The organism is Streptomyces sp. NPDC051286 (assembly GCF_044455345.1).
Lineage (GTDB): Bacteria > Actinomycetota > Actinomycetes > Streptomycetales > Streptomycetaceae > Streptomyces.
The window spans coordinates 19788-40232 of the sequence record NZ_JBITER010000015.1 but is presented as its reverse complement, the minus strand read 5'-3'; the positions used below and the strand labels follow the sequence as shown (position 1 = coordinate 40232).

Sequence of the window (20445 nt, the reverse complement as noted above, 5' to 3'; positions counted from 1 at the left end):
TACCGCATGGAGGAGCTGGCCAAGGAGGCCGGCATCCCCGTGCGGACCCTGCGCTTCTACCGGGAGCGCGGCCTGATCGCGCCCCCGCGCCGGGAGGGGCGCATCGCCTGGTACGACGACCACCACCTGGCCCGGCTGCGGACCATCGCCGGGCTGCTGGAGCGCGGCCACACCCTCACCGGCATCGCCGATCTGGCCCGCACCTTCGAGAGCGGCCGCGATGTCGCCGAGGTGCTGGGGCTGGGCGAGCCGACCGAGGAGACCCCGGTCCGCCTCACGCCCGAACAGCTCGCGGACCACTTCGAGGGCGAGGTCACCCCGGAAAACCTCGCCGCCGCCCTGGACCTGGGCTATCTCGCCACCGACGGCGACCAGATCGTGCACATCAGCCGCCGCCTCCTGGAGGCCTCGGCGGAGCTGGTACGCGAGGGCGTGCCGCTCTCCACGGTGCTCGCGGCGGGCCGCCGGGTCCGGGAACACGCGGACGCCCTCGCCGAACTCTTCGTACAGGTGCTGCAGGCCCACACCGCCCAGACCGAACTGCCCCGACTCCGCCCGCTCGCCCGCGCGGTGGTGGACGCCGAGCTCTCCATGGCCCTGGACCGGCGGCTGCGCCGCGACGACGGAACGCAGCCACCGAAGGAGCCGGAGACGTGACCTCGGGCGTCAGGGGCCGCTGAACAGCGGTACACACCCGGTGGCGGCGCAGGAGCCGACCGCCCCGCGACGAAACCGCGTTGACCGCCCCTCCCCCGCACGACAGGCTTCCCCCATGTCCGACAACAATCCGAGCGGTTCGCACGGGGTTGCCGCCCTGTTCTCCCACGGGCGGCTGACCACGATCCCCCGCAAGCCCGCCCGCCGGGAGCAGTTGCTCGCCCACCTGGCGCAGACCCTGTTCGAGCCGGACCGCACGTACAGCGAGCGCGAGGTCAACGAGGCACTGCTCACCGTGCACGACGACTACCCGGCGCTGCGCCGCTTCCTGGTCGTGGCAGGCCTGCTGACCCGCCCCAAGGACGGCAGCAGCTACCGGCGGGCCGGGTAGCAGCCCCCTACAGCTCGAAGACGGCCGTCACCGGCGCGTGGTCGCTCCACCGCTCACCGTGCGTGGCGGCCCGCTCCACCCATGCCTTCCTCGCGCGCCCGGCGAGACCGGGCGTCGCCACCTGGTAGTCGATGCGCCAGCCCGCGTCGTTGTCGAAGGCGCGCCCCCGGTAGGACCACCAGGAGTACGGTCCCGCCGCGTCCGGGTGCAGCGCCCGCACCACGTCCACGTACGCGGCCTCGTCGAAGACCCGGGTCAGCCATGCCCGCTCCTCCGGCAGGAAGCCCGCGCGCTTCTGGTTGTCCTTCCAGTTCTTCAGGTCGGCTTCCCGGTGGGCGATGTTCCAGTCGCCGCACACCAGCACCTCACGGCCGCCGGCCGCGGACCGCTCCCTGAGCCCCTTCAGATACGGCAGGAACGCGGCCATGAAGCGCTCCTTCTCGTCCTGCCGCTCCGTACCGACATCACCGGACGGGAGATACAGGCTCGCCACCGTGACACCCGGCAGGTCGACCTCGACGTACCGGCCGCTGTCGTCGAACTCCTCACCCCCGGTGCCCCCGAAGCCGCCGAACCCGATCTGCACCCGTTCCGGCGCCCGGCGCGTGTAGAGGGAGACCCCGGCCCGCCCCTTGGCGGCCGCCGGTGCGTGGACGGTGTGCCAGCCGTCGGGCTCGCGCACCTCGTCGGCGAGCTGGTGCGGCTCGGCACGCACCTCCTGCAGGCAGATCACATCGGCTTCGGTCCCCGCCAGCCACTCGACGAAGCCCTTCTTCGCGGCGGCGCGGAGCCCGTTCACATTCACGGTGGTCACGGTGAGCATCAGGGCACAATACCGAGAACCAGCGATTGCATACCTGTACCATTTTCCACATGAATATCCAGCCCTGCTCGTTCGACCACCCCGACGCCGTCAAACTCAACGACCAGGTGCAGCTCGAATACGCGGAGCGCTACGGGGACGAGGGCGATGTCACACCACTCGCCCCGTCCATGTTCCGGCCTCCGCGCGGCCTCTACCTCCTCGCCTACGACGAGTCGGGCGCACCGGTCGCCACCGGCGGCTGGCGTGCGCAGGACCAGAACGAGGAGGGCTACCTGGACGGCGACGCCGAACTCAAGCGGATGTTCGTGATCCGGGAGTGCCGAGGGCAGGGTCTGGCCCGCCGGATCCTCGCCGCTCTCGAAGCGGACGCGCGGGCGGCCGGCCGCACCCGGATGGTGCTGGAGACCGGCGACCAGCAGCCGGAGGCGATCGCGTTGTACACCTCCAGCGGCTACACCCTCTGCGAGAAGTTCGGCTACTACCGCACGTACGAGAGCAGCCGCTGCTTCGCCAAACCGCTCCAGGAGTCGTGATCCGGGCCCTGCCCTGGTCCAGCGCCCTTCGAGAAACCCGAGCAGCGCGGCGTTGCACCGCTCCGGCTGCTCCGGGTTCGGCACATGCGCGGCACGGTCGACGACCACGAGCACGGAATGCGGGATCAGCCGGTGCAGGGCCTCACCGCCCGCGACCGGCGTGTGCGTTCCCTCACCGCACGCGGGCAACACCCGCATAGAACCCGCTGCGTTCGTTCTCCGGCGCCGGCTCCTCCCGGTACCACTCCGCGGCCGGCACGAGCCCCGGCTCGACGAGATCCATACCGTCGAAGAACGGCTCCACCTCGCTGCGACTGCGCATCCGCAGCGTGATGGCTCCCTTCTTGTAGGCGGACTCGGTCTCGGCCCGGAGCTCCGGGTGCTGGTCGGCCGTGCCGTGCGACAGCACCAGATAGCTCCCCGACGGCAGGGCGCCGACCAGCGTGCGGGTGATGCCGTACGGGTCCTGGTCGTCGGGCAGGAAGTGCATCAGCGCGATCAGCGACAGGGCGACGGGCCTGCGGAAGTCCAGCAGCCGACGGGCGTGATCGAGGATCAGCTCCGGCTTCCGCACATCCGCGTGGATGTAGTCGGTGGCCCCTTCCGGACTGCCGACCAACAGCGCTTCCGCGTGGCGCAGCACGATGGGGTCGTTGTCCGCGTACACGATCCGGGCGGCGGGCGTGATTGCCTGGACGATCTGATGGAGGTTCGGCGAGGTGGGGATGCCGGTGCCCACGTCGAGGAACTGATCGATGCCCTGCCGCGCCAGCCAGGCGGAGGCGCGATGCATGAAGGCCCGGTTCCGCGCCGCGTTGCCCCGCGCCTCCGGAGGCAGCTTCTCCCCCACAGCCTGATCGACCGGGTAGTTGTCCTTGCCGCCCAGCAGCCAGTCGTAGACGCGTGCCGGGTGGGGTTTGCTGGTGTCGATCCGGGGCGTGGGCGGGCCGGCCGTCACAGGACGCTCCTCCGTACGGGGAATCGCGGGCAGGGGCTGCGCCTCAATCCTGCCGCAATACGTCCGCGGGGGAAGCATCGAATGGGCCGAACTTCCCTGGAGATCAAGCCGTCTTGGAAACGACGAAGTCCCGTCCGATCTTTCGATCGGACGGGACTTCACCGTGCGGTGGACCTGTGGGGATTTGAACCCCAGACCCCCTCGATGCGAACGAGGTGCGCTACCAGACTGCGCCACAGGCCCTTGCAACGAGTGAAACTCTAGCACCCTCACAGGGGTGCTTGGAAATCCGTTCCCTTGCTGGTCAGCCGGGTCGGTATCGGACCGGGTCTCACTCGTTGGCGGCGCGGGGCCGGTCGCCGTCCTCGTACTGGTCGAAGAGCGGGGTCCGGCCGTGGTCGCGGGAGCGGCGGGACGAGCCGGTGCGCTGGCGTGGCGCCGGTTCGACCGGGGGTGCGGCGGGGGACGCGGCGCCCGTCTGGGTCGGCTCGGCCGTGCTGGAGCGGGCCGCGCTCCAGGTCTCCGGGTTGCCGACCTCGACGCCACCCGTGGCGCGCGGGGCGACCGGTGCGGTGACGTACGTCGGCAGCGGGACCGGGACCGGCTCCCAGCTGTCGCCCTGGACCCGGCCGCGTTCACGCTGCTGGTCGACCCATTCCGCGTGGTCCGTCTGCTCGACCAGGGCGCGGCGGCCTGCCTCCTGCGGAGAGACCGCGGGGGCGGGCTCGGGCTCCGGGTGCCGCGCTTCGGGCTCCTCGTCGGACTCGGCGGGGGCCGTCGTCGCGGGCTGGTGCCTGCGGGGACGGTTCTCGCGCAGGCGCTGCGCCGCGACCTCCGCCCTGCGCCGGTCCATGGTGAAGACGAACCGGCGCCGTTCCTGGGCGCGCAGATGCACGATGTACATGCTCAGCAGCACGGCCGGCACCGCGGGCGCCCACAGGAAGCGGAAACCGCCGACAGCGGCGACGACTGCGCCGAGGGTGAAGGCGAGGAAGAGGATCGAGGTGGTGCGCCGCCGGCGCGCGAGGACCTGGGAGCGCTGGACGCGCCGGGCGCGCTCGGCGTCGGTCCCGCCGGGTCGTGCGCGCCGTCCGGACACGGGCGCGGGTACGGGCCTGTCCTGGGCCTGCGGCTCTGGTGCGCGCGCCGGGTCGTGCAACCGGGCTTCGGTGTGCGCCGGAGGCGCGGCAAAGGCCCGGACGTCCACGGAATCCATTCGGTCCGTGTCCGCGTCCGGGTCGGCGTCGGGGCCCGCCTCCTCGGCGGTGCGTTCCCGCAGCTCCTTGGCGTAACGGCGCTCCATGGCCGCCCGTCCGGACAGCAGCCGGATGGCGGTGCTGAAGCGTTCCGTCGGACGGGCTTCATTGAGCTCGTCCTGCCTGCGGAGCCACATCGGCACCAAGTAGGCGGCCCAGGCCCCGACGATGACTGCGTAGATGAGGCCGCTGCTGCTCACGTCTCACACCGTAGAGGGGTTTGCACGGAGGCATCCGCCAATTGGCCCGGTGTGTCGCACGATCCGGCTGATATCGCGGACTTTTTTTGTGATTGTTCAGACCGGAAGTCGGCGTTTGCACGTTCGTCAGCGACCGCACATCGATCAATTTCGAACACTTATTTTATTTCGCGTGGCGTTCCGGTCGTGCCTGGTGCCAGCGCCGGAGCAGCCCGTCGGGCACCTCCTCCGCCGTGAGCGCGAAGATCAGATGATCCCGCCAGGCACCGTCGATGTGGAGATAGCGCGGACGCAGCCCTTCCTCACGGAATCCGAGTTTCTCCACGACCCTCCGACTGGGCCCGTTCTCCGGCCGAATGCACACCTCGATGCGGTGCAGTCCGACCGTCCGGAAGCAGTGGTCGACCGCGAGCGCGACCGCGGTCGGCATCACACCGCGGCCCGCCACGTCCTGGTCCACCCAGTAGCCGACGTGTCCCGAGCACATCGACCCCCAGGTGATCCCGGCAACCGTCAACTGCCCGACCAGGCGCCCCTCGTACTCGATGGCGAAGGGCAGTATCCGGCCCGCGTTGGCCTCGGCACGCAGATGGCGGATCATCTGACGGTACGTGGGGCGCCGGGCGACCGGGCCGCCCGGCGCAGGCGGTGGAACGGTGGCCTCCCAAGGGCGCAGCCACTCGCGGTTGCGCCGGTTGACCTCACGCCACACGCGCTGGTCCCGCAGCTTTATCGGCCGGAGGGTGATGGCGCCGTCCGTCAGGGTCACCGGCCAGGTCGGGACGTTCAGCTCGGGCTCCCGGGTCGGGGGTGGTCGCCGCCGCGGAGCTGGTCGACGGCATGCACCAGAAGACGTTCGAGGACGGCAAGCCCGTCCCGGACCCCGCCGGTGGAACCGGGCAGGTTCACGATGAGGGTGCCGCCCGCCACACCCGCGAGGCCACGGGAGAGCGCGGCCGTGGGGACCTTCTCACGGCCCTCGGCGCGGATCGCCTCCGGGATGCCGGGGATCTCGTGGTCAAGGACGCGGCGGGTGGCGTCCGGGGTGCGGTCAGTCAGTGAGATGCCCGTACCGCCGGTGGTGACGATGGCGTCGTACCCGGCGGCCACCCCGGCCCGCAGGGCCTGTTCGACGGGGTCGCCGTCGGGGACGACCTGCGGCCCGTCGACGGCGAAGCCGAGCGCGGTGAGCGCCTCGACGATCAGGGGGCCGCCCCGGTCGGCGTAGACACCGGCCGAGGCGCGGTTCGACGCCGTGACGACAAGGGCGGTGTACGGGGCGGGCGGCGCCGCTCCAGTGGGCGCCGTCATGCGTCCGACCCCTCCGGCGCCGGGCGCCGGTAGTCGCCGGACTTGCCGCCGGACTTCGCCTCGACCCGGACATCCGTGATGACCGCGCTCTTGTCGACCGCCTTGATCATGTCGATCACGGTGAGCGCGGCGACCGAGACCGCGGTCAGCGCCTCCATCTCCACGCCCGTGCGGTCCGTCGTCTTCACCGTGGCGGTGATCTCCACCGCGTCGTCGGCGACGCTCAGATCGACCTTCACACCGGAGACGGCGAGCGGGTGGCAGAGCGGAATCAGCTCCGGGGTGCGCTTGGCACCCATGATCCCGGCGATGCGGGCGGTGGCGAGGGCGTCACCCTTGGGGACTCCCTCGCCACGGAGCAGTTCGACAACGCGCGGCGAGACGAGGACCCGGCCGCTGGCGCGGGCGACGCGCGCGGTGACGTCCTTCTCGGACACGTCGACCATCCGGGCCGCGCCCGCCTCGTCGAGATGCGTCAGCCTGTTCTGCGTACTCACTGAACTCCGCCTAGCGGTAGGGCGCCGGTTGCCCGCTCGGCCTGCACCGGGGTGCGGCCGGGGGCCCGAGGGGTGTCCCCGGTAAGGCACAGCGGCAGACACCGTACCGCCACCGGCTGGCGTTCAGCGGAGCAGGATCACCTCGGTGACCGTGCCGGGCTCCGCGGAGGTGACGTCCTCGGGCAGCACGATCAGCGCGTCCGCCTGGGCGAGGGCCGCGATCAGATGCGATCCGGAGCCGCCGACGGGGGTCACGGCGCCCGCCTCCGCGTCGTACGTGCCGCGCAGGAACTGGCGCCTGCCGGGCGGCGAGGAGAGTGCTTTGCCGGTGTTCAGCGTGGCCCTGACGGTCGGGCGGGTCACCTCTTCCAGGCCCATCAGCCTGCGGATCGCGGGCCGCACGAACAGCTCGAACGACACGTACGCGGAGACGGGATTGCCCGGCAGCGCCAGCAGCGGTGTGTGGTCCGGGCCGATCGATCCGAAGCCCTGCGGCTTGCCCGGCTGCATGGCGAGCTTGCGGAAGTCGATGCCGCTGCCCGGCTCGTCCTCGTCGCCGACGGAGGACAGTGCTTCCTTGACCACGTCGTACGCACCGACACTGACCCCGCCCGTGGTGACGACGATGTCCGCGCGGATCAGTTGGTCCTCGATCGTGGCGCGGAGTGAATCGGCGTCGTCCGTGACGGCTCCGACCCGGTAGGCGATCGCTCCGGCGTCGCGCGCGGCGGCGGTCAGCGCGAAGCTGTTCGAGTCGTAGATCCGGCCACGGGTCAGCTCCTCACCGGGCTGCACGAGTTCGCTGCCGGTGGAGATGACGACGACCCGCGGCCGCGGACGCACCTTCACGGTGGAGCGGCCGATCGCGGCGAGCAGGCCGATCTGCGGCGGCCCGATCACCGAACCGGCCCGCAGCGCCAGATCGCCGGGCCGCACATCGCTGCCGCGGGCCCGGACATGGGCGCGGGCCTCGACCGGGCGGTGGACACGGACCTCGCCGCCCGCGTCCTGCGGGGCGTGGCTGTGGGCGCGCATGGTGTCCGCGGGGCCGCCGCCCGTACCGCCGTCGGTCCACTCGACCGGGACGACGGCCTCGGCACCGGCCGGCAGCGGTGCGCCGGTCATGATGCGTACGGCCTCGCCCGGTCCCACGGTCCGGTCGCCGGAGAGCCCGTCGCTGCCCGCCGCGATGTCACCGATGACCGTGAGCACCGCGGGGAACTCCTCGCTGGCGCCCTCGACATCGGCGATCCGGACCGCGTACCCGTCCATCGAGCTGTTGTCGAAGGGCGGCAGGGCGACCCCCACCATGACGTCCTCGACGAGGACACAGCCCTGGGCCTCGGGCAGTTGCAGCTCGATGGGTTCAAGCGGCCGCACGGCGCCGAGAATGTCTTCCAGGTGCTCGTCCACCGACCAGATCGTGCTGCTCAAAGTGCTACATCTCCTCGGCGACATAACTGCGGAGCCAGGCCCGGAAATCCGGTCCCAAGTCTTCACGTTCGCACGCGAGTCTGACAATGGCACGCAGATAGTCGCTCCGGTCGCCGGTGTCATAGCGGCGTCCCTTGAAGACGACACCGTGCACCGGGCCGCCGATCTTCTCGTCCGCGGCGAGCAGCTGCAGCGCGTCGGTGAGCTGGATCTCGCCCCCGCGGCCCGGCTCGGTTTTGCGCAGTATGTCGAAGATGGCGGGGTCGAGGACGTAGCGCCCGATGATCGCGAGATTGCTGGGCGCATCGGCCGCTTCGGGCTTCTCGACCAGGCCGGTGACCCTGACGACATCGCCCTCGACGGTGGTGTCGATGGCCGCGCAGCCGTACAGATGGATCTGCTCCGGCTCGACCTCCATCAGCGCGACGACGCTGCCGCCCTCGCGCTCCTGGATCTCGACCATGCGGGCGAGCAGCGGGTCCCGCGGATCGATCAGGTCGTCGCCGAGGAGAACGGCGAACGGCTGGTCGCCGACGTGCGGTGCGGCGCACAGCACGGCGTGGCCGAGGCCGCGCGGGTCGCCCTGGCGGACGTAGTGCATGGTGGCGAGGTCGCTCGACTCCTGGACCTTCTGGAGCCGGTCGGCGTCTCCCTTCCGGGTGAGCGCCGACTCCAGCTCGTAGTTGCGGTCGAAGTGGTCCTCGAGCGGACGCTTGTTACGGCCTGTGATCATGAGTACGTCGGAGAGACCGGCCGCCACCGCCTCCTCGACGACGTACTGGATCGCGGGCTTGTCGACCACAGGCAGCATCTCTTTGGGAGTGGCTTTGGTGGCCGGCAGGAAGCGGGTACCGAGTCCCGCGGCCGGAATGACAGCCTTGCTGATCCTGGGGTGCAACTGAGTCATGCGCGCAACCATAACCGGTGGGCATGGGTGGCAGATGAGCCTCCGGTTAACTTTGTACTTCTATATGCGCATACGAGAGATATGTAGGTGCACGTTGAACACCGAGATGTCCGGAAAGGCCTCGCTCAGGCGTCAACTACTCGCCTCGCGAGCCCTCCTGACCAGCGAAGAAGTCGAAAATGCCGCGATGGCTCTGTCCCGCGGCGCAGTCGGTCTCACCGAGCTGGCCGGGGCCCGTACCGTCGCCGCCTATGTCTCGGTCGGGAGTGAACCGGGAACCCGCGCGCTGCTGGACGCGCTGCGCGCGCGGGGCGTCCAGGTACTGCTGCCGGTGCTCCTCCCGGACAACGATCTGGACTGGGCGCCGTACGAAGGTGTCGGCCGCCTCTGCCCGGCGGGCCGCGGGCTGCTGGAGCCGGACGGTCCACGGCTCGGACCCGACGCCGTCCTCGACGCGGACGCAGTCCTGCTGCCGGGGCTCGCGGTGGACGGACGCGGGATGCGGCTCGGCCGGGGCGGCGGTTCGTACGACCGGGTGCTGGCCCGGCTCGCGGCCGCGGGGGCGCATCCCGCCCTGATCGTCCTGCTCTACGACAACGAGGTGGTCGCGACGGTTCCCGTGGAACCGCACGACCACCCCGTGGACGCCGTGGTGACGCCGGCCGGAACGCGGCGCTTCACCGACTGAGCGCGGTCGGCACCGCGCCGGGCCTGCCGGCCCGGACCCCGCGGTGCCGGGGCCGCCGCCCTACGACGGCTTGAGCGTCAGTGTGTCCTTCGTCGACTTGGCCACGGCGTTCGTCCCGAAGGACCAGTCGAGCAGATCTCCGTTGGCCCACTTGTCGGTCTGATCGGTGTAGTGCGCGCTGAACGCGTGACCGGACGCGCCGGTGAGGTTGATCCAGCGGGACTTGTCCCAGTCCCCCACGTTGACGACCATGCGCATCGACGGAACCCAGATGGCCTCGTAGCCGCCCGCCGCGTTCCAGCCGCTGGCGTTGACCGCGGCCTCGCCGCCGCCCAGATTCCACGGGCCGCGGTTGAGGGCCCGCTGGAGCAGATCGGGGCCTTCGGTACCGAGGGTCTGGTTCTTCAGGGTCAGCTGGTGCAGCCGGCCCCAGCTCCAGGTGGAGATGTCCTTGCCGAGCTTGGCGGTCAGCTCCCAGCGGGCGTCCTTCATGGCGCGGGCGAAGAGCTCGTCACGGTTGTCGGTCGCCTTGTCCCTGCGGTTCTTCGGCGCCTTCCACCAGTCGTTGTTCTCGTCGTCCATGAGGTTGGCGACCACCTGGTACCAGCGGTCGCCGCCGTCCGGCTGCGCCGAGTCCGCGTCGCGCTGACCGCATTCGCGTACCGGCTTGTCCTGCTCGTCGACCGGGCCCGTGCTGTCGGCCGGGAGCACGGTGAGGCATTCTCCCTTGACCCGCATCTCCTTGGGCAGCTTGTCGCCGAAGGCCAGCTTCAGGATGTTGCGCCAGACCGCGTTGAAGTACGCGGCGGCCGCCGAGTCGGGCTCCTGGGTGTAGTCCCAGCCCTCCAGGAGCTTCTGCGCCTCGCGCACGCTCTTGTCGGAGACCTTGATCTTCATCAGTTCGGGCACCAGCAGCGCGGCGATCTCGCTGGTGTTGTCCATCTGCATCTTCTGCATGTCTTCGGTCGAGATCTTCTCGCCGCCCTTGATCTTCGACGCGATGAGGTCGTTGATCCGCTGGCTGCGGGTGCCGTAGCCCCAGTCCTTGGTGAGCAGGTGGGGGTACTTCTCGTCGATGACGGGCTGGTTGGCGGTGACGATGTAGCCCCGTTCGGGGTCCTCCTCGTACGGCAGCTCACGGAATGGGATGTACCCCTTCCACTGAGACCTCGGGTCCCAACCAGGCGCCGGAACCGACCCATCGTATCCATTGGCGCGAATCGGAATCTTTCCTGGCGCCTGATAGCCGATATGCCCCTTGGTGTCGGCGTAGATCAGGTTCTGCGAGGGAACCTCGAAGTGCTTGGCAGCCGCGCGGAAGGTGGTGAAGTCCTTGGCGCGGTTGAGCTCGAAGACGGCGTCCATGGACTTGCCGGGTTCCAGTGCGGTCCACTTCAGGGCGACCGCGTAACCGTTGGCGCGGTCCGGCGCGGAATTGGTGACCGGGGCCTTCTGGCCGACCTTCTTCAGCTCGCTGCTGCGGTCGGAAATCAGGGGGCCGTTGTTGGTCTCGCGCACGGTGATGTGCCGGCTCGCACCGCCCGCGACCTTGATGGTCTCCTCACGGGTGACGAACGGCTTCACCTTGCCGTCGTACTGGTAGCCGTCGCCGGAGACCTTCTCCAGGAAGAGGTCGGTGACGTCGGCGCCGAGGTTGGTGAACCCCCAGGCGATGTCCTGGTTGTGACCGATTATCACGCCCGGCATGCCGGAGAAGGTGTACCCGGCGGTGTCGTACTGACAGGTCGGCTTGATCTGCCGGCAGTGCAGCCCCATCTGGTACCAGAGCGAGGGCAGCTGCGGCGCCAGGTGCGGGTCGTTGGCGAGCAGCGGCTTGTTCGTCGTCGTGTACCTGCCCGAGACGACCCAGGAGTTGGATCCGATGCCGTTGCCGTTCGGGCCGAGCAGCGCGGGGATCCGGTCGAGAGTGTCGGAGAGCGAGGCGAGCTGGGCGTTCACTCCCTCGGTGGCACCCTGCACGGTGCTCGCGCCGACGCCGGAGGCCGGCGTCGCCTTCGGGTCGAACGTGCCGGTGACCGGCGAGATCGCGCCCTGGCTGACGATCGGGGCGTGCTTGTCGTACGGGTACGCCGGGTACAGGTCCTCGATCTGCTTCTTGCTGAGCCTGCTGGTCATCAGCGAGCGGTCGATCTCGTCCTGCATGTTGCCGCGCAGGTCCCAGGCCATCGCCTTGAGCCAGGCGACCGAGTCGACCGGGGTCCACTTGGTCGGCTTGTAGTCGTTGGTGAGGCCGAGCGCGGCGTACTCGACGGAGATGTCCTTGCCGTCGCGCCCCTTGAGGTAGGCGTTCACCCCGTCCGCGTACGCCTGGAGGTTCTTCTTGGTGTCCGCGGACAGGACGGTGTCGTACTCCTCCTGCGCGACCTTGCGCCAGCCCAGCGTGCGCAGGAAGGCGTCCGTGTCGACCTGCCCGGAGCCGAACATCTCGGAGAGCCGGCCGGCCGTCATATGACGACGGACGTCCATCTCCCAGAAGCGGTCCTGCGCCTGCACGAAGCCCTGGGCGCGGAACAGGTCGGCGTCGGAGTCCGCGTAGAGCTGCGGGATCCCGTAGCTGTCGCGCTTGACGTCGACATTGCCGTCGAGGCCGTCGATCTTGATGGAGCCGTTCGTCTGCGGGTACGAGGCCCGCACGGTGGTCACGGACCAGAACGCGCCGTAGCCGATACCCGCGACAAGCGCCAGCACCAGGACGATCACGATCAGGCGGGCGCGTCGCCCCTTCTTCTTGCCGGTCTTCCCACCGGCGGAGCCGGAAGAGCCGGAAGAGGCGGTTGTGTTGGCGGGCATCGCTGTCCTTCGAGGGGCAGGGTGGTCCTGGGAGTGCAGGAGCAACCATAGGCGCAGCGCCGAAGCGGCTCCGACGCGGTATCGGGATGCATCGAATCAAGGAGCGATCGCACGAACGCTCGAGGCCGTCAAGAAAACGTTAAAGATTAGGTAAGGTAACGAAGTACCGGCCGCCGGAAGACGATTCGGCAGGCGTACGCAGGGAAGGAACGGCCACTGACTGTCCACGCGCTCAACGAACTCCTGCTCGTCTGCTCGCTCGTGCTGCTCGTCGCCGTCGCGGCGGTGCGCATCTCGTCCCGCAGCGGGCTCCCCAGCCTGCTCCTGTATCTCGGCATCGGGATCGCCATAGGGCAGGACGGGATCTTCCACGTCAAGTTCAGCAATGCCGAACTGACCCAAATGTTTGGTTATGCGGCCCTTGTCGTGATCCTTGCCGAGGGCGGCCTCGGTACGAAGTGGAAAGAGATCAAGCCGGCGCTGCCCGCCGCCGCGATGCTGTCGACCGTCGGCGTCGCGGTGAGTGTGGGCGTCACCGCGGCAGGGGCGCACTATCTGGTCGGCCTGGGCTGGCGGCAGGCGCTGATCATCGGTGCGGTCGTCTCGTCGACGGACGCCGCAGCCGTCTTCTCCGTGCTGCGCAAGGTGCCGCTGCCGGCCCGCGTGACCGGCGTGCTGGAGGCCGAGTCCGGCTTCAACGACGCCCCCGTGGTGATCCTGGTAGTGGCCTTCTCGACCAAGGGACCGGTCGACAGCTGGTACGTCCTGGTCGGCGAGATCGCTCTGGAACTGGCGATCGGCGCGGCCGTCGGCATCACCGTCGGCTGGCTCGGCTCGTTCGGACTGCGGCGCGTGGCCCTGCCCGCGTCCGGTCTCTACCCGATCGCGGTGATGGCGATCGCCGTGGCCGCCTACGCGGCGGGCGCCATGGCCCACGGCAGTGGCTTCCTCGCCGTCTATCTGGCCGCGATGATCCTCGGCAACGCCAAGCTGCCGCACTGGCCGGCCACCCGCGGCTTCGCCGACGGGCTCGGCTGGCTGGCCCAGATCGGCATGTTCGTCCTGCTCGGTCTGCTTGTCACGCCGCACGATCTGCTCGACGACTTCTGGCCCGCGGTCGTCGTGGGTCTGGTGCTGACCGTGGTGGCGCGCCCGATGGAGGTCTTCATCTCCCTGATCCCGTTCCGGATGTCCTGGCAGGAGAAGGCCCTCATGTCATGGGCGGGGCTGCGCGGCGCCGTACCCATCATCCTGGCGACCATTCCCATGGTGTCCGGGATCGAGGGCTCCACCCGGGTCTTCAACATCGTCTTCGTGCTCGTCGTCGTATACACCCTGATCCAGGGACCGACGCTGCCCTGGGTGGCGAAGGCCCTGAAGATCGCCGAGGACCCGTCCGAGGCCGCTGACCTGGGCATCGAGTCGGCGCCGCTGGAACGGCTGCGCGGTCATCTGCTGTCGGTGGCGATCCCCGCCAAGTCGAAGATGCATGGCGTGGAGGTCTCCGAACTGCGACTGCCCGCCGGCGCCGCGGTCACCCTGGTCGTACGGGAAGGCAAGAGCTTCGTCCCCGCGCCGTCGACGGTGCTGCGGCGCGGCGACGAACTGCTGGTCGTCGCGACCGATCCGGTGCGTGACGCGGCGGAGTCGCGGCTGCGGGCAGTCGGCGAGGGCGGCAAGCTGGCCAGCTGGCTGGGGACCGACGGGCGCAGCAGCGGCGCGAGGGCCCATCACTGACCATCCGAAGCGCACGACCAGGAGCCCGCGCACCATCGCAGGCAGGCAGGCTCCTGCCTGTAGCATGAAGGAAACCTGATCGACCAACTCTGCCTGATGCAGAGCTGGCGCGACCGTATGGCGGTCGTGGCGTCCTCCGCCTCTGCAGCGAGCGCCCGGCATCTACCGCAGTTCCGCGCGAAGAGGACAGCTCTCGGCAGCCCCCCGTACAGAACCGGCACCCACAAGGTGCGGACCGGCGGGGGCACCGCTACCAGGCGGCAGAAAGGCATGGACCGTGGCATCCACGGTCTCCGACCGCCCCGGTTACGGGCAGTTGCTGCGCACCCCCGGTGCGTGGACCTTCCTTCTTCCGGGCTTCGCCGCACGGCAGCCCTTCGCGATGCTGACCATCGGCATCGTCCTGCTGGTGCAGCACACCACCGGTTCGTACGGCAGCGCGGGTGCCGTCGCCGCTGTCACCGGCGTCTCCATGGCGCTGTTCGCACCCCAGAGCGGCAAGCTCGCCGACCGCATCGGCCAGCGCGCCGTACTGCTGCCGGGCGTCCTCGTGCACGCGGCGTCCGTAGCGGCACTGACCGCACTCGCCCTGGCGGACGCGCCGCTGTGGCTGCTGTTCCTGGCCGCCGTGCCGACGGGTGCGTCCGTCCCCCAGATCGGGCCCATGGTGCGGGCCCGCTGGGCCGCCCTGCTGGGCGCGGCCCCGGGCCGGAAGGCCTCGCCGCTGATGCCGACCGCCGCCGCTTTCGAGTCGGTGACGGACGAGTTCACCTTCGTCATCGGGCCGGTCCTCGCCACCGCGCTGTGCACCGGCGTGCACCCGGCGGCCGGGCTGATCGCGGAAGCGGCGCTGACGCTGCTGGGCGGGCTGCTCTTCGCGGCGCAGCACCGCACCCAGCCCGCGGTCCGCGCCGCCGCGGCCGGCGCCTCCGGACAGCGTGTCTCCGCTCTGTCCGTACCGGGCGTACGGGTGCTCGCGGTGGCCTTCCTCGGGATCGGCGCGGTCTTCGGTGGCATGCAGGTCTCGCTGACCGCGTTCACCGAGGAGATCGGCCGGCCCGGCGCGAACGGCCTGCTGTACGGGATCTTCGCGGCCGGCAACATGCTGGCCGGGATCGCCTGCGGCGCCATCGCCTGGAAGACCGGACCGCGGCGCAGGCTGATCGCCGGGTACACAGCGCTGACCCTGACCGCTTCGGGGCTGTGGGCGGTGCACTCCGTGCCACTGCTGGCCGGGCTCGGACTGCTCGTCGGGCTCTCCATCGCACCCGCGCTGATCAGCGGATACACGCTGGTCGAGACGCTGGTTCCGGCGTCCTCGCGGACCGAGGCGTTCACCTGGCTGACGGGCTCGATCGCGCTCGGCCAGGCGGCTGCGGTGACGGTCGCGGGACGGCTCGCGGACGCCCACGGCGCGAGCACCGGCTTCGTGGTGCCGCTGGTGGGGACCCTGCTGGCCCTGGCGACGCTGGTGACCCTGCGTTCGCGGCTGGCACCGAGGGCATCGGGGCGGACCGTGGCACGTGGTATCGGTCACCGAGAGCCGGTCACGGTGGACTGATCCAACGGAATACGTCAGTATGGAGCGTCGTTAGCACTCATTGAGTCAGAGTGCCAGGAGGATCAAGTGCCGACCTATCAGTACCAGTGCACCCAGTGCGGCGAGGGCCTCGAGGCGGTGCAGAAGTTCACCGATGATGCCCTGACCGTGTGCCCGAGCTGCGAGGGACGCCTGAAGAAGGTGTTCTCGGCGGTCGGCATTGTCTTCAAGGGTTCCGGTTTCTACCGGAACGACAGCCGCGGATCGTCGTCGAGCAGCACGCCGTCGTCTTCGTCCGCGAAGGCATCCGGTTCCGCTTCGTCTTCTTCGACGGGGTCGGACTCGAAGTCGTCCGCGTCGTCGTCCACCGCTTCCTCCTCTTCCTCGTCGTCGTCCTCCGCGTCGTCGTCGAGCGGTACGTCGGCCGCCTGAGCCGGGGTACGCAGCTTCACACTTCATCCGAGGGCCCTGCCGATCCGATCGGCGGGGCCCTGGGCATGTACGGCCCCGCTGGTGCCGTGACCGGCAGTGTCTGCGACGGGGCAAAGCCTGCCGGGAGGGGCACTAGTGTGACCGCATGGTGAACGCAGAGATCGGTGTCATCGGCGGCTCGGGCTTGTACTCCTTTCTGGAGGACGTCACCGAGGTTCGCGTGGACACCCCGTACGGACAGCCGAGCGATTCCCTGTTCCTCGGCGAGATCGGCGGCCGCCGGGTCGCCTTCCTCCCCCGCCACGGACGCGGCCACCATGTGCCGCCGCACCGCATCAACTACCGCGCCAACCTGTGGGCGCTGCGGTCCGTCGGCGTACGTCAGGTGCTCGGCCCGTGCGCGGTCGGCGGGCTGCGCCCGGAGTACGGACCGGGGACGCTGCTCGTACCGGACCAGATGGTGGACCGCACCAAGGCCCGTACGCAGACGTATTACGACGGGGAGACCCGGGCGGACGGGGTGGCGCCGAACGTGGTGCACCTGGGCTTCGCCGACCCGTACTGCCCCGAGGGGCGCAAGGTCGCGCTGGCGTCGGCCCGCGGCAGGGGCTGGGAGCCGGTGGACGGCGGCACGCTCGTCGTCGTCGAGGGGCCGCGCTTCTCGACCCGGGCCGAATCGCGCTGGCACGCGGCGATGGGCTGGTCCGTGGTCGGGATGACCGGGCATCCCGAGGCCGTGCTCGCCCGCGAACTGGGGCTCTGCTACACGACGATGACGCTGGTGACGGACCTGGACGCGGGTGCCGAGGCAGGCGAGGGCGTCTCCCACGGGGAGGTGCTGAAGGTGTTCGCCGCCAACGTGGACCGGCTGCGGTCGGTGCTCTTCGACGCGGTGACCGCGCTGCCTGCGGAGGAGGATCGTCACTGTCCCTGTGCGAAGGCGCTGGACGGGATCGAGACGGGGCTCGAACTGCCGTAGAGGGGTGCCCCGGTGACGAGCGGGTGACGGAGTTGTCCACATCGTGGGGGCTGTCCACAGGGCTCAGCGGGAATCTCGCGGAAGGCGGAGGGTGAGGGGTGTCGGCGTTCGTCCGGACTCCGCGCTCCTCACGACTGGTGGTGTTGGCCATGTTCCCGCCCGCTTCTGCGACCTCTTCCTCGTCCCATGTACGTCCGTCCGTCCCGGGGCCGCCGGTGTCGGCGCCCGTGCCTTGCGGGGTGCCCTCGTTCGCGCCGTTACGGGTGCGCGGGGGCGGGGGGCGCCGGCTGCGGCGTGCGATGGGGCGGCAGCGTCGCGCAATGGCGGCCGGGCTGGCACTGACGGCCGCGGCTCTGGCCGCCGCGGGACTGGGCGGCGGTGAGGCGCCAGGCGGTGCCGGTGGCGCGGCAGGTGCCGGGCCGGGAGTGAAGCGACGGCCGGTTCCGCTGGTGTCGGCACCCGTCCGGATCGCGGATGCGGCAACTGTCCGGCTGCTGCGCCCCGGCGACCGCGTCGATGTGATCGCGGCCGGGGGCGCCGGGGCCGATGCCAGGGTGGTGGCGAAGGGGGCCCGAGTGGCGGCGGTCCCGCGGGCGCCGGCCGAGGGCTGGGCCGAGGATCCCGCGGAAGGTCCTGCGGCGGGCGGCGCGCTCGTCGTGCTGTCCGTGCCACGGAGCACGGCCGCGTCGCTGGCGGGCGCGGGGATCTCGGGCCGGCTGGCGGTGACCCTGTGCTGAACCCGACCCACCGCGCGCTGCGCACTGATGCGCCGTCAAGCAACCGGACCGAAGGCATGGATCGGGTGGTTCTGCCTCGTACTGCCCCAGGTTGCGGAACGGTTCGCTCCGCCTACGGCACACGTGGCGGAAGCCTCACTCGTGAGCGAGAAGAAGAAGGCCGGCCCGGCGGAGGGCTTCAAGGCCTTCCTGCTGCGCGGCCATGTGATCGGCGTGGCGACCGCGGTCGCCATCGGGGCCGCATTCACCGGCATCGCGACCGCGATCGTCAGGGGCGTCATCATCCCGCTCGTGGGCGCGTGCGGCACCAGGGAACCGGGGTGCGGGCACGACGAGCAGCTCAGACGTGGTGGGGCGGCTTCTCGTCGAGGAAGCGCGCAAGGTCGGCGGAGCCGTCGCCGACCGGGGCCCGCTCACCCCACCCTCGGTCCGTATCGTCCGTGGACTGCTGGTCCAGTGGATCGTCGAAGATCAGAGCCGGCTTGGGCTTCCTCTGTTCCGGTTGTACGGGGTGTGCCGGCTGTGTCGGTTTCGAATCGCGCGGTCCGGAGGCGGGGGCGGTGCTCATGTGTCCAGGGTACGGCGGCTCTCCCGGGTGCGGCAGCTGTCAGCGACCCTTCGGGGCGAGCATCCGGAGCCCGAGGACGACCGCGAAGCACAGGCAGAGGAAGCCCGCGCCCCGCCGGGCCGTTGCGGTGTTGCCCTCACGCCGTCGTGCTCGGAGCGGGGCCCCTCGTCGAGGGCGACGGCCGTGATCACGTCGGCGATGTCCTCGTGGGTGAGCCTCGACCACGGTGGCGTGTTCCTCCAGTCGGCGCCCCGTGCGGTGTCCGGAGACCAGGATGAGGGTCGACGCGCCCTCGAGCGCCGTGCGCATGTCCGAGGCGTCGCCGTAGGCGGCCGGACCGCGTCGCTGGGCGCCTGGCAGTTCGGGAATGCGGTCGGGGCTGCGTCCGACGAGGAGTTGGGGCGCCGGCAGCGTCCCCTCGCGTGCGGCAGGCCGTCCCCATGCACTGCTGCTATTTCTCGTGAGCATCCACGAGCTTGAGAGGAGCTCATCGGCAACGCGCATGTGCCGACGACGGCCGCCTCGGCCGCCGTGACGGTCCCCGCCGCGGTCTGTCTGCTGACGGTGTGGCTGGTCCACGCCCGCCACTTCAAGCGCGACCTCGCGGAGCAACTGCCCCTCCCCCTGGCCGCGGTGGCCATCCTTGGCTGTACGTTCAGCAGAGAGTGGGCGGTCCTCGCGGCCGGTTTGGTGACGGCCGCGACGGTGGCCGTCGGGGTGCCGCTGTCACGGCGCCCGGCACCGGGCGCACCGGCCGCCGCGGTTCCGCCGAACCGGATGTGAGGAGCACGGGATGACCGGACAGGATGCACAGATTCCGCTGTCACCGGCGGCAGGGGTGGTGGACGCACTGACCGATGTCGCCGGGCTGCGCGTCGGTCATGCGCAGGTGCCGGGCGACGGCGCACTGAGCGGCACCACTGTCGTCCTCGCCCCCGAGGGCGGCGCCGTCGCGGCTGTCGACGTACGCGGCGGTGGCCCCGGCACCCGGGAGACGGACGCACTCGACCCGCGCAATCTGGTGCAGCGGATCGACGCCGTCGTCCTGACCGGTGGCAGCGCCTACGGCCTGGACTCGGCGTCCGGCGTGATGGCCTGGCTGGAGGAGCAGGGGCGGGGTGTGCGGGTCGGCCCCGATCCGTCGCAGGTGGTGCCGGTGGTCCCGGCCGCGTGCATCTTCGATCTGGGGCGGGGCGGCGACTGGCGGGCCCGCCCGGACGCCTCGACCGGCCGCGCCGCCGTGGAGGCCGCAGCCGGTACGGAGCCGGGGGCCCCGGTCGCCGAGGGCGGGGTCGGTGCGGGTACGGGCGCGGTCGCCGGTCAGCTCAAGGGCGGAGTGGGCACGGCGAGCGTGCGACTGCCGTCCGGAATCACGGTCGGCGTGCTGGTCGTGGTGAATGCGGCGGGCTCCGTGGTCGATCCGGTGACCGGGGTGCTGTATGGGGAGTACGGCGCCGCGGAGCCGCCCGTGCACCCCGCGGCGGAGGTCCACGAAACCGCCGTGCGCCGCCTGGCCGAAGCACGGGAGGCGAACGCGCTCCCCACGCTCAACACCACGCTCGCCGTCGTCGCCACCGACGCGGATCTCACCCGGGCGCAGGCACAGAAGCTCGCGGGCACGGCGCACGACGGGCTGGCTCGCGCCGTGCGGCCCGTACATCTGCTGACCGACGGGGACACGGTCTTCGCGCTGGCCACGGGCGAGCGCCCGCTGCCGCAGAAGAACCCGATCGCTCTGAACGAGCTCCTGGCAGCGGGCGCGGACACCCTGACCCGCGCCGTAGTGAAGGCCGTACGGGCGGCGGAGGGCGTCGGCCTCCGCCCGGGCGCGGGCGTCCACCCCTCGTACAACGATCTCTACGGCGCCCGCTGACGCCCGCCGCAGCCGGGAGCCCACCGACTCGCCATCCGCAGAAGGAAGTTCGGACGAAACGCCAGGAACCTTCCGCACGCGTCATACGTTTTCAGGAACCCCGGTCACGA

22 protein-coding genes, 1 tRNA gene and 1 pseudogene are annotated in these 20445 nt (G+C 70.6%); 12 read left to right on the top strand and 12 right to left on the bottom strand.

The genetic code is table 11. From position 1 onward, the window contains the following. Positions 1 to 6 precede the first annotated feature (6 nt). Complete coding sequence (locus ACIBB8_RS17335; RefSeq protein WP_398953098.1) at positions 7 to 657, top strand: MerR family transcriptional regulator; 651 nt, start codon at positions 7 to 9, stop codon at positions 655 to 657. Between the two features lie 115 nt (positions 658 to 772). Then, on the top strand, positions 773 to 1048 hold the full coding sequence (locus ACIBB8_RS17330; RefSeq protein ID WP_398952904.1) for a DUF2087 domain-containing protein: 276 nt from the start codon (positions 773 to 775) through the stop codon (positions 1046 to 1048). Positions 1049 to 1055: 7 nt separating this feature from the next. Here the strand turns inward: ACIBB8_RS17330 and ACIBB8_RS17325 are convergent, their stop codons facing one another. After that, a complete protein-coding gene (locus ACIBB8_RS17325; RefSeq protein ID WP_398952902.1) occupies positions 1056 to 1871 on the bottom strand; it encodes an exodeoxyribonuclease III in 816 nt (271 codons plus the stop codon). 50 nt (positions 1872 to 1921) lie between these two features. Here ACIBB8_RS17325 and ACIBB8_RS17320 point away from each other — a divergent pair, with 50 nt between their 5' ends. Further along, positions 1922 to 2407: a GNAT family N-acetyltransferase gene (locus ACIBB8_RS17320; RefSeq protein WP_398952900.1), complete on the top strand. Its 486-nt coding sequence runs from the start codon at positions 1922 to 1924 to the stop codon at positions 2405 to 2407. Positions 2408 to 2579: 172 nt separating this feature from the next. Here ACIBB8_RS17320 and ACIBB8_RS17315 read toward each other — a convergent pair whose 3' ends face one another. From ACIBB8_RS17315 to galU, 8 genes are all read right to left on the bottom strand, one after another. Beyond that, positions 2580 to 3365: an SAM-dependent methyltransferase gene (locus tag ACIBB8_RS17315; protein ID WP_398952898.1), complete on the bottom strand. Its 786-nt coding sequence runs from the start codon at positions 3363 to 3365 to the stop codon at positions 2580 to 2582. A 169-nt stretch (positions 3366 to 3534) separates the two neighbouring features. Continuing rightward, positions 3535 to 3608 (bottom strand) — tRNA-Ala (locus ACIBB8_RS17310). An 88-nt stretch (positions 3609 to 3696) separates the two neighbouring features. Then, the gene (glpR, locus tag ACIBB8_RS17305; RefSeq protein ID WP_398952896.1) at positions 3697 to 4821 is read right to left on the bottom strand and encodes a gephyrin-like molybdotransferase receptor GlpR; all 1125 of its coding nucleotides are present in this window, start codon (positions 4819 to 4821) and stop codon (positions 3697 to 3699) included. Between the two features lie 163 nt (positions 4822 to 4984). Beyond that, positions 4985 to 5590: a GNAT family N-acetyltransferase gene (locus ACIBB8_RS17300; protein ID WP_398952894.1), complete on the bottom strand. Its 606-nt coding sequence runs from the start codon at positions 5588 to 5590 to the stop codon at positions 4985 to 4987. Positions 5591 to 5607: 17 nt separating this feature from the next. Next, positions 5608 to 6132, bottom strand: coding sequence for a molybdenum cofactor biosynthesis protein B (locus ACIBB8_RS17295; protein WP_398952892.1), 525 nt, complete (start codon positions 6130 to 6132; stop codon positions 5608 to 5610). Continuing rightward, positions 6129 to 6629 carry a cyclic pyranopterin monophosphate synthase MoaC gene (gene moaC, locus ACIBB8_RS17290; protein WP_393303988.1) on the bottom strand — a complete coding sequence of 167 codons (501 nt, stop codon included), beginning with the start codon at positions 6627 to 6629 and terminating at the stop codon, positions 6129 to 6131. The genes ACIBB8_RS17295 and moaC overlap by 4 nt, the downstream gene beginning before the upstream one ends. Before the next feature lie 123 nt (positions 6630 to 6752). Then, positions 6753 to 8063, bottom strand: a complete 1311-nt coding sequence (gene glp, locus ACIBB8_RS17285; RefSeq protein ID WP_398952890.1) for a gephyrin-like molybdotransferase Glp — start codon at positions 8061 to 8063, stop codon at positions 6753 to 6755. A 4-nt stretch (positions 8064 to 8067) separates the two neighbouring features. Then, the gene (galU, locus tag ACIBB8_RS17280; RefSeq protein ID WP_398952888.1) at positions 8068 to 8970 is read right to left on the bottom strand and encodes a UTP--glucose-1-phosphate uridylyltransferase GalU; all 903 of its coding nucleotides are present in this window, start codon (positions 8968 to 8970) and stop codon (positions 8068 to 8070) included. 94 nt (positions 8971 to 9064) lie between these two features. Between galU and ACIBB8_RS17275 the strand changes: the two genes are divergently transcribed. Next, complete coding sequence (locus ACIBB8_RS17275) at positions 9065 to 9658, top strand: 5-formyltetrahydrofolate cyclo-ligase (protein WP_398952886.1); 594 nt, start codon at positions 9065 to 9067, stop codon at positions 9656 to 9658. 60 nt (positions 9659 to 9718) lie between these two features. Here ACIBB8_RS17275 and ACIBB8_RS17270 read toward each other — a convergent pair whose 3' ends face one another. Continuing rightward, the gene (locus ACIBB8_RS17270; protein ID WP_398952884.1) at positions 9719 to 12469 is read right to left on the bottom strand and encodes a penicillin acylase family protein; all 2751 of its coding nucleotides are present in this window, start codon (positions 12467 to 12469) and stop codon (positions 9719 to 9721) included. Between the two features lie 243 nt (positions 12470 to 12712). On the opposite strand from ACIBB8_RS17270, the gene ACIBB8_RS17265 reads away from it, so the two are divergent. The 6 genes and pseudogenes from ACIBB8_RS17265 to ACIBB8_RS17240 all read left to right on the top strand — a co-directional run. Next, positions 12713 to 14206 (top strand): potassium/proton antiporter, encoded by a 1494-nt coding sequence (locus tag ACIBB8_RS17265; RefSeq protein WP_398953096.1) that lies wholly within the window; start codon positions 12713 to 12715, stop codon positions 14204 to 14206. Positions 14207 to 14483: 277 nt separating this feature from the next. Then, positions 14484 to 15767 (top strand): MFS transporter, encoded by a 1284-nt coding sequence (locus ACIBB8_RS17260; protein ID WP_398952882.1) that lies wholly within the window; start codon positions 14484 to 14486, stop codon positions 15765 to 15767. Between the two features lie 66 nt (positions 15768 to 15833). Continuing rightward, the gene (locus tag ACIBB8_RS17255; protein ID WP_398952880.1) at positions 15834 to 16178 is read left to right on the top strand and encodes an FmdB family zinc ribbon protein; all 345 of its coding nucleotides are present in this window, start codon (positions 15834 to 15836) and stop codon (positions 16176 to 16178) included. A gap of 145 nt (positions 16179 to 16323) precedes the next feature. Further along, positions 16324 to 17157: an S-methyl-5'-thioadenosine phosphorylase gene (locus tag ACIBB8_RS17250; RefSeq protein ID WP_398952878.1), complete on the top strand. Its 834-nt coding sequence runs from the start codon at positions 16324 to 16326 to the stop codon at positions 17155 to 17157. A gap of 149 nt (positions 17158 to 17306) precedes the next feature. Continuing rightward, on the top strand, positions 17307 to 17894 hold the full coding sequence (locus ACIBB8_RS17245; RefSeq protein WP_398952876.1) for an RcpC/CpaB family pilus assembly protein: 588 nt from the start codon (positions 17307 to 17309) through the stop codon (positions 17892 to 17894). 141 nt (positions 17895 to 18035) lie between these two features. Then, a pseudogene (locus tag ACIBB8_RS17240) lies at positions 18036 to 18206 on the top strand (MscL family protein); the annotation flags it as partial. 28 nt (positions 18207 to 18234) lie between these two features. Here ACIBB8_RS17240 and ACIBB8_RS17235 read toward each other — a convergent pair. Further along, positions 18235 to 18462 (bottom strand): hypothetical protein, encoded by a 228-nt coding sequence (locus ACIBB8_RS17235; RefSeq protein WP_398952874.1) that lies wholly within the window; start codon positions 18460 to 18462, stop codon positions 18235 to 18237. Between the two features lie 39 nt (positions 18463 to 18501). Continuing rightward, positions 18502 to 18930, bottom strand: coding sequence for a hypothetical protein (locus tag ACIBB8_RS17230; RefSeq protein ID WP_398952872.1), 429 nt, complete (start codon positions 18928 to 18930; stop codon positions 18502 to 18504). 36 nt (positions 18931 to 18966) lie between these two features. Here ACIBB8_RS17230 and ACIBB8_RS17225 point away from each other — a divergent pair, with 36 nt between their 5' ends. Beyond that, the gene (locus ACIBB8_RS17225; protein WP_398952871.1) at positions 18967 to 19245 is read left to right on the top strand and encodes a hypothetical protein; all 279 of its coding nucleotides are present in this window, start codon (positions 18967 to 18969) and stop codon (positions 19243 to 19245) included. 10 nt (positions 19246 to 19255) lie between these two features. Beyond that, positions 19256 to 20335, top strand: coding sequence for a P1 family peptidase (locus tag ACIBB8_RS17220; protein WP_398952869.1), 1080 nt, complete (start codon positions 19256 to 19258; stop codon positions 20333 to 20335). Positions 20336 to 20445: the final 110 nt, after the last annotated feature.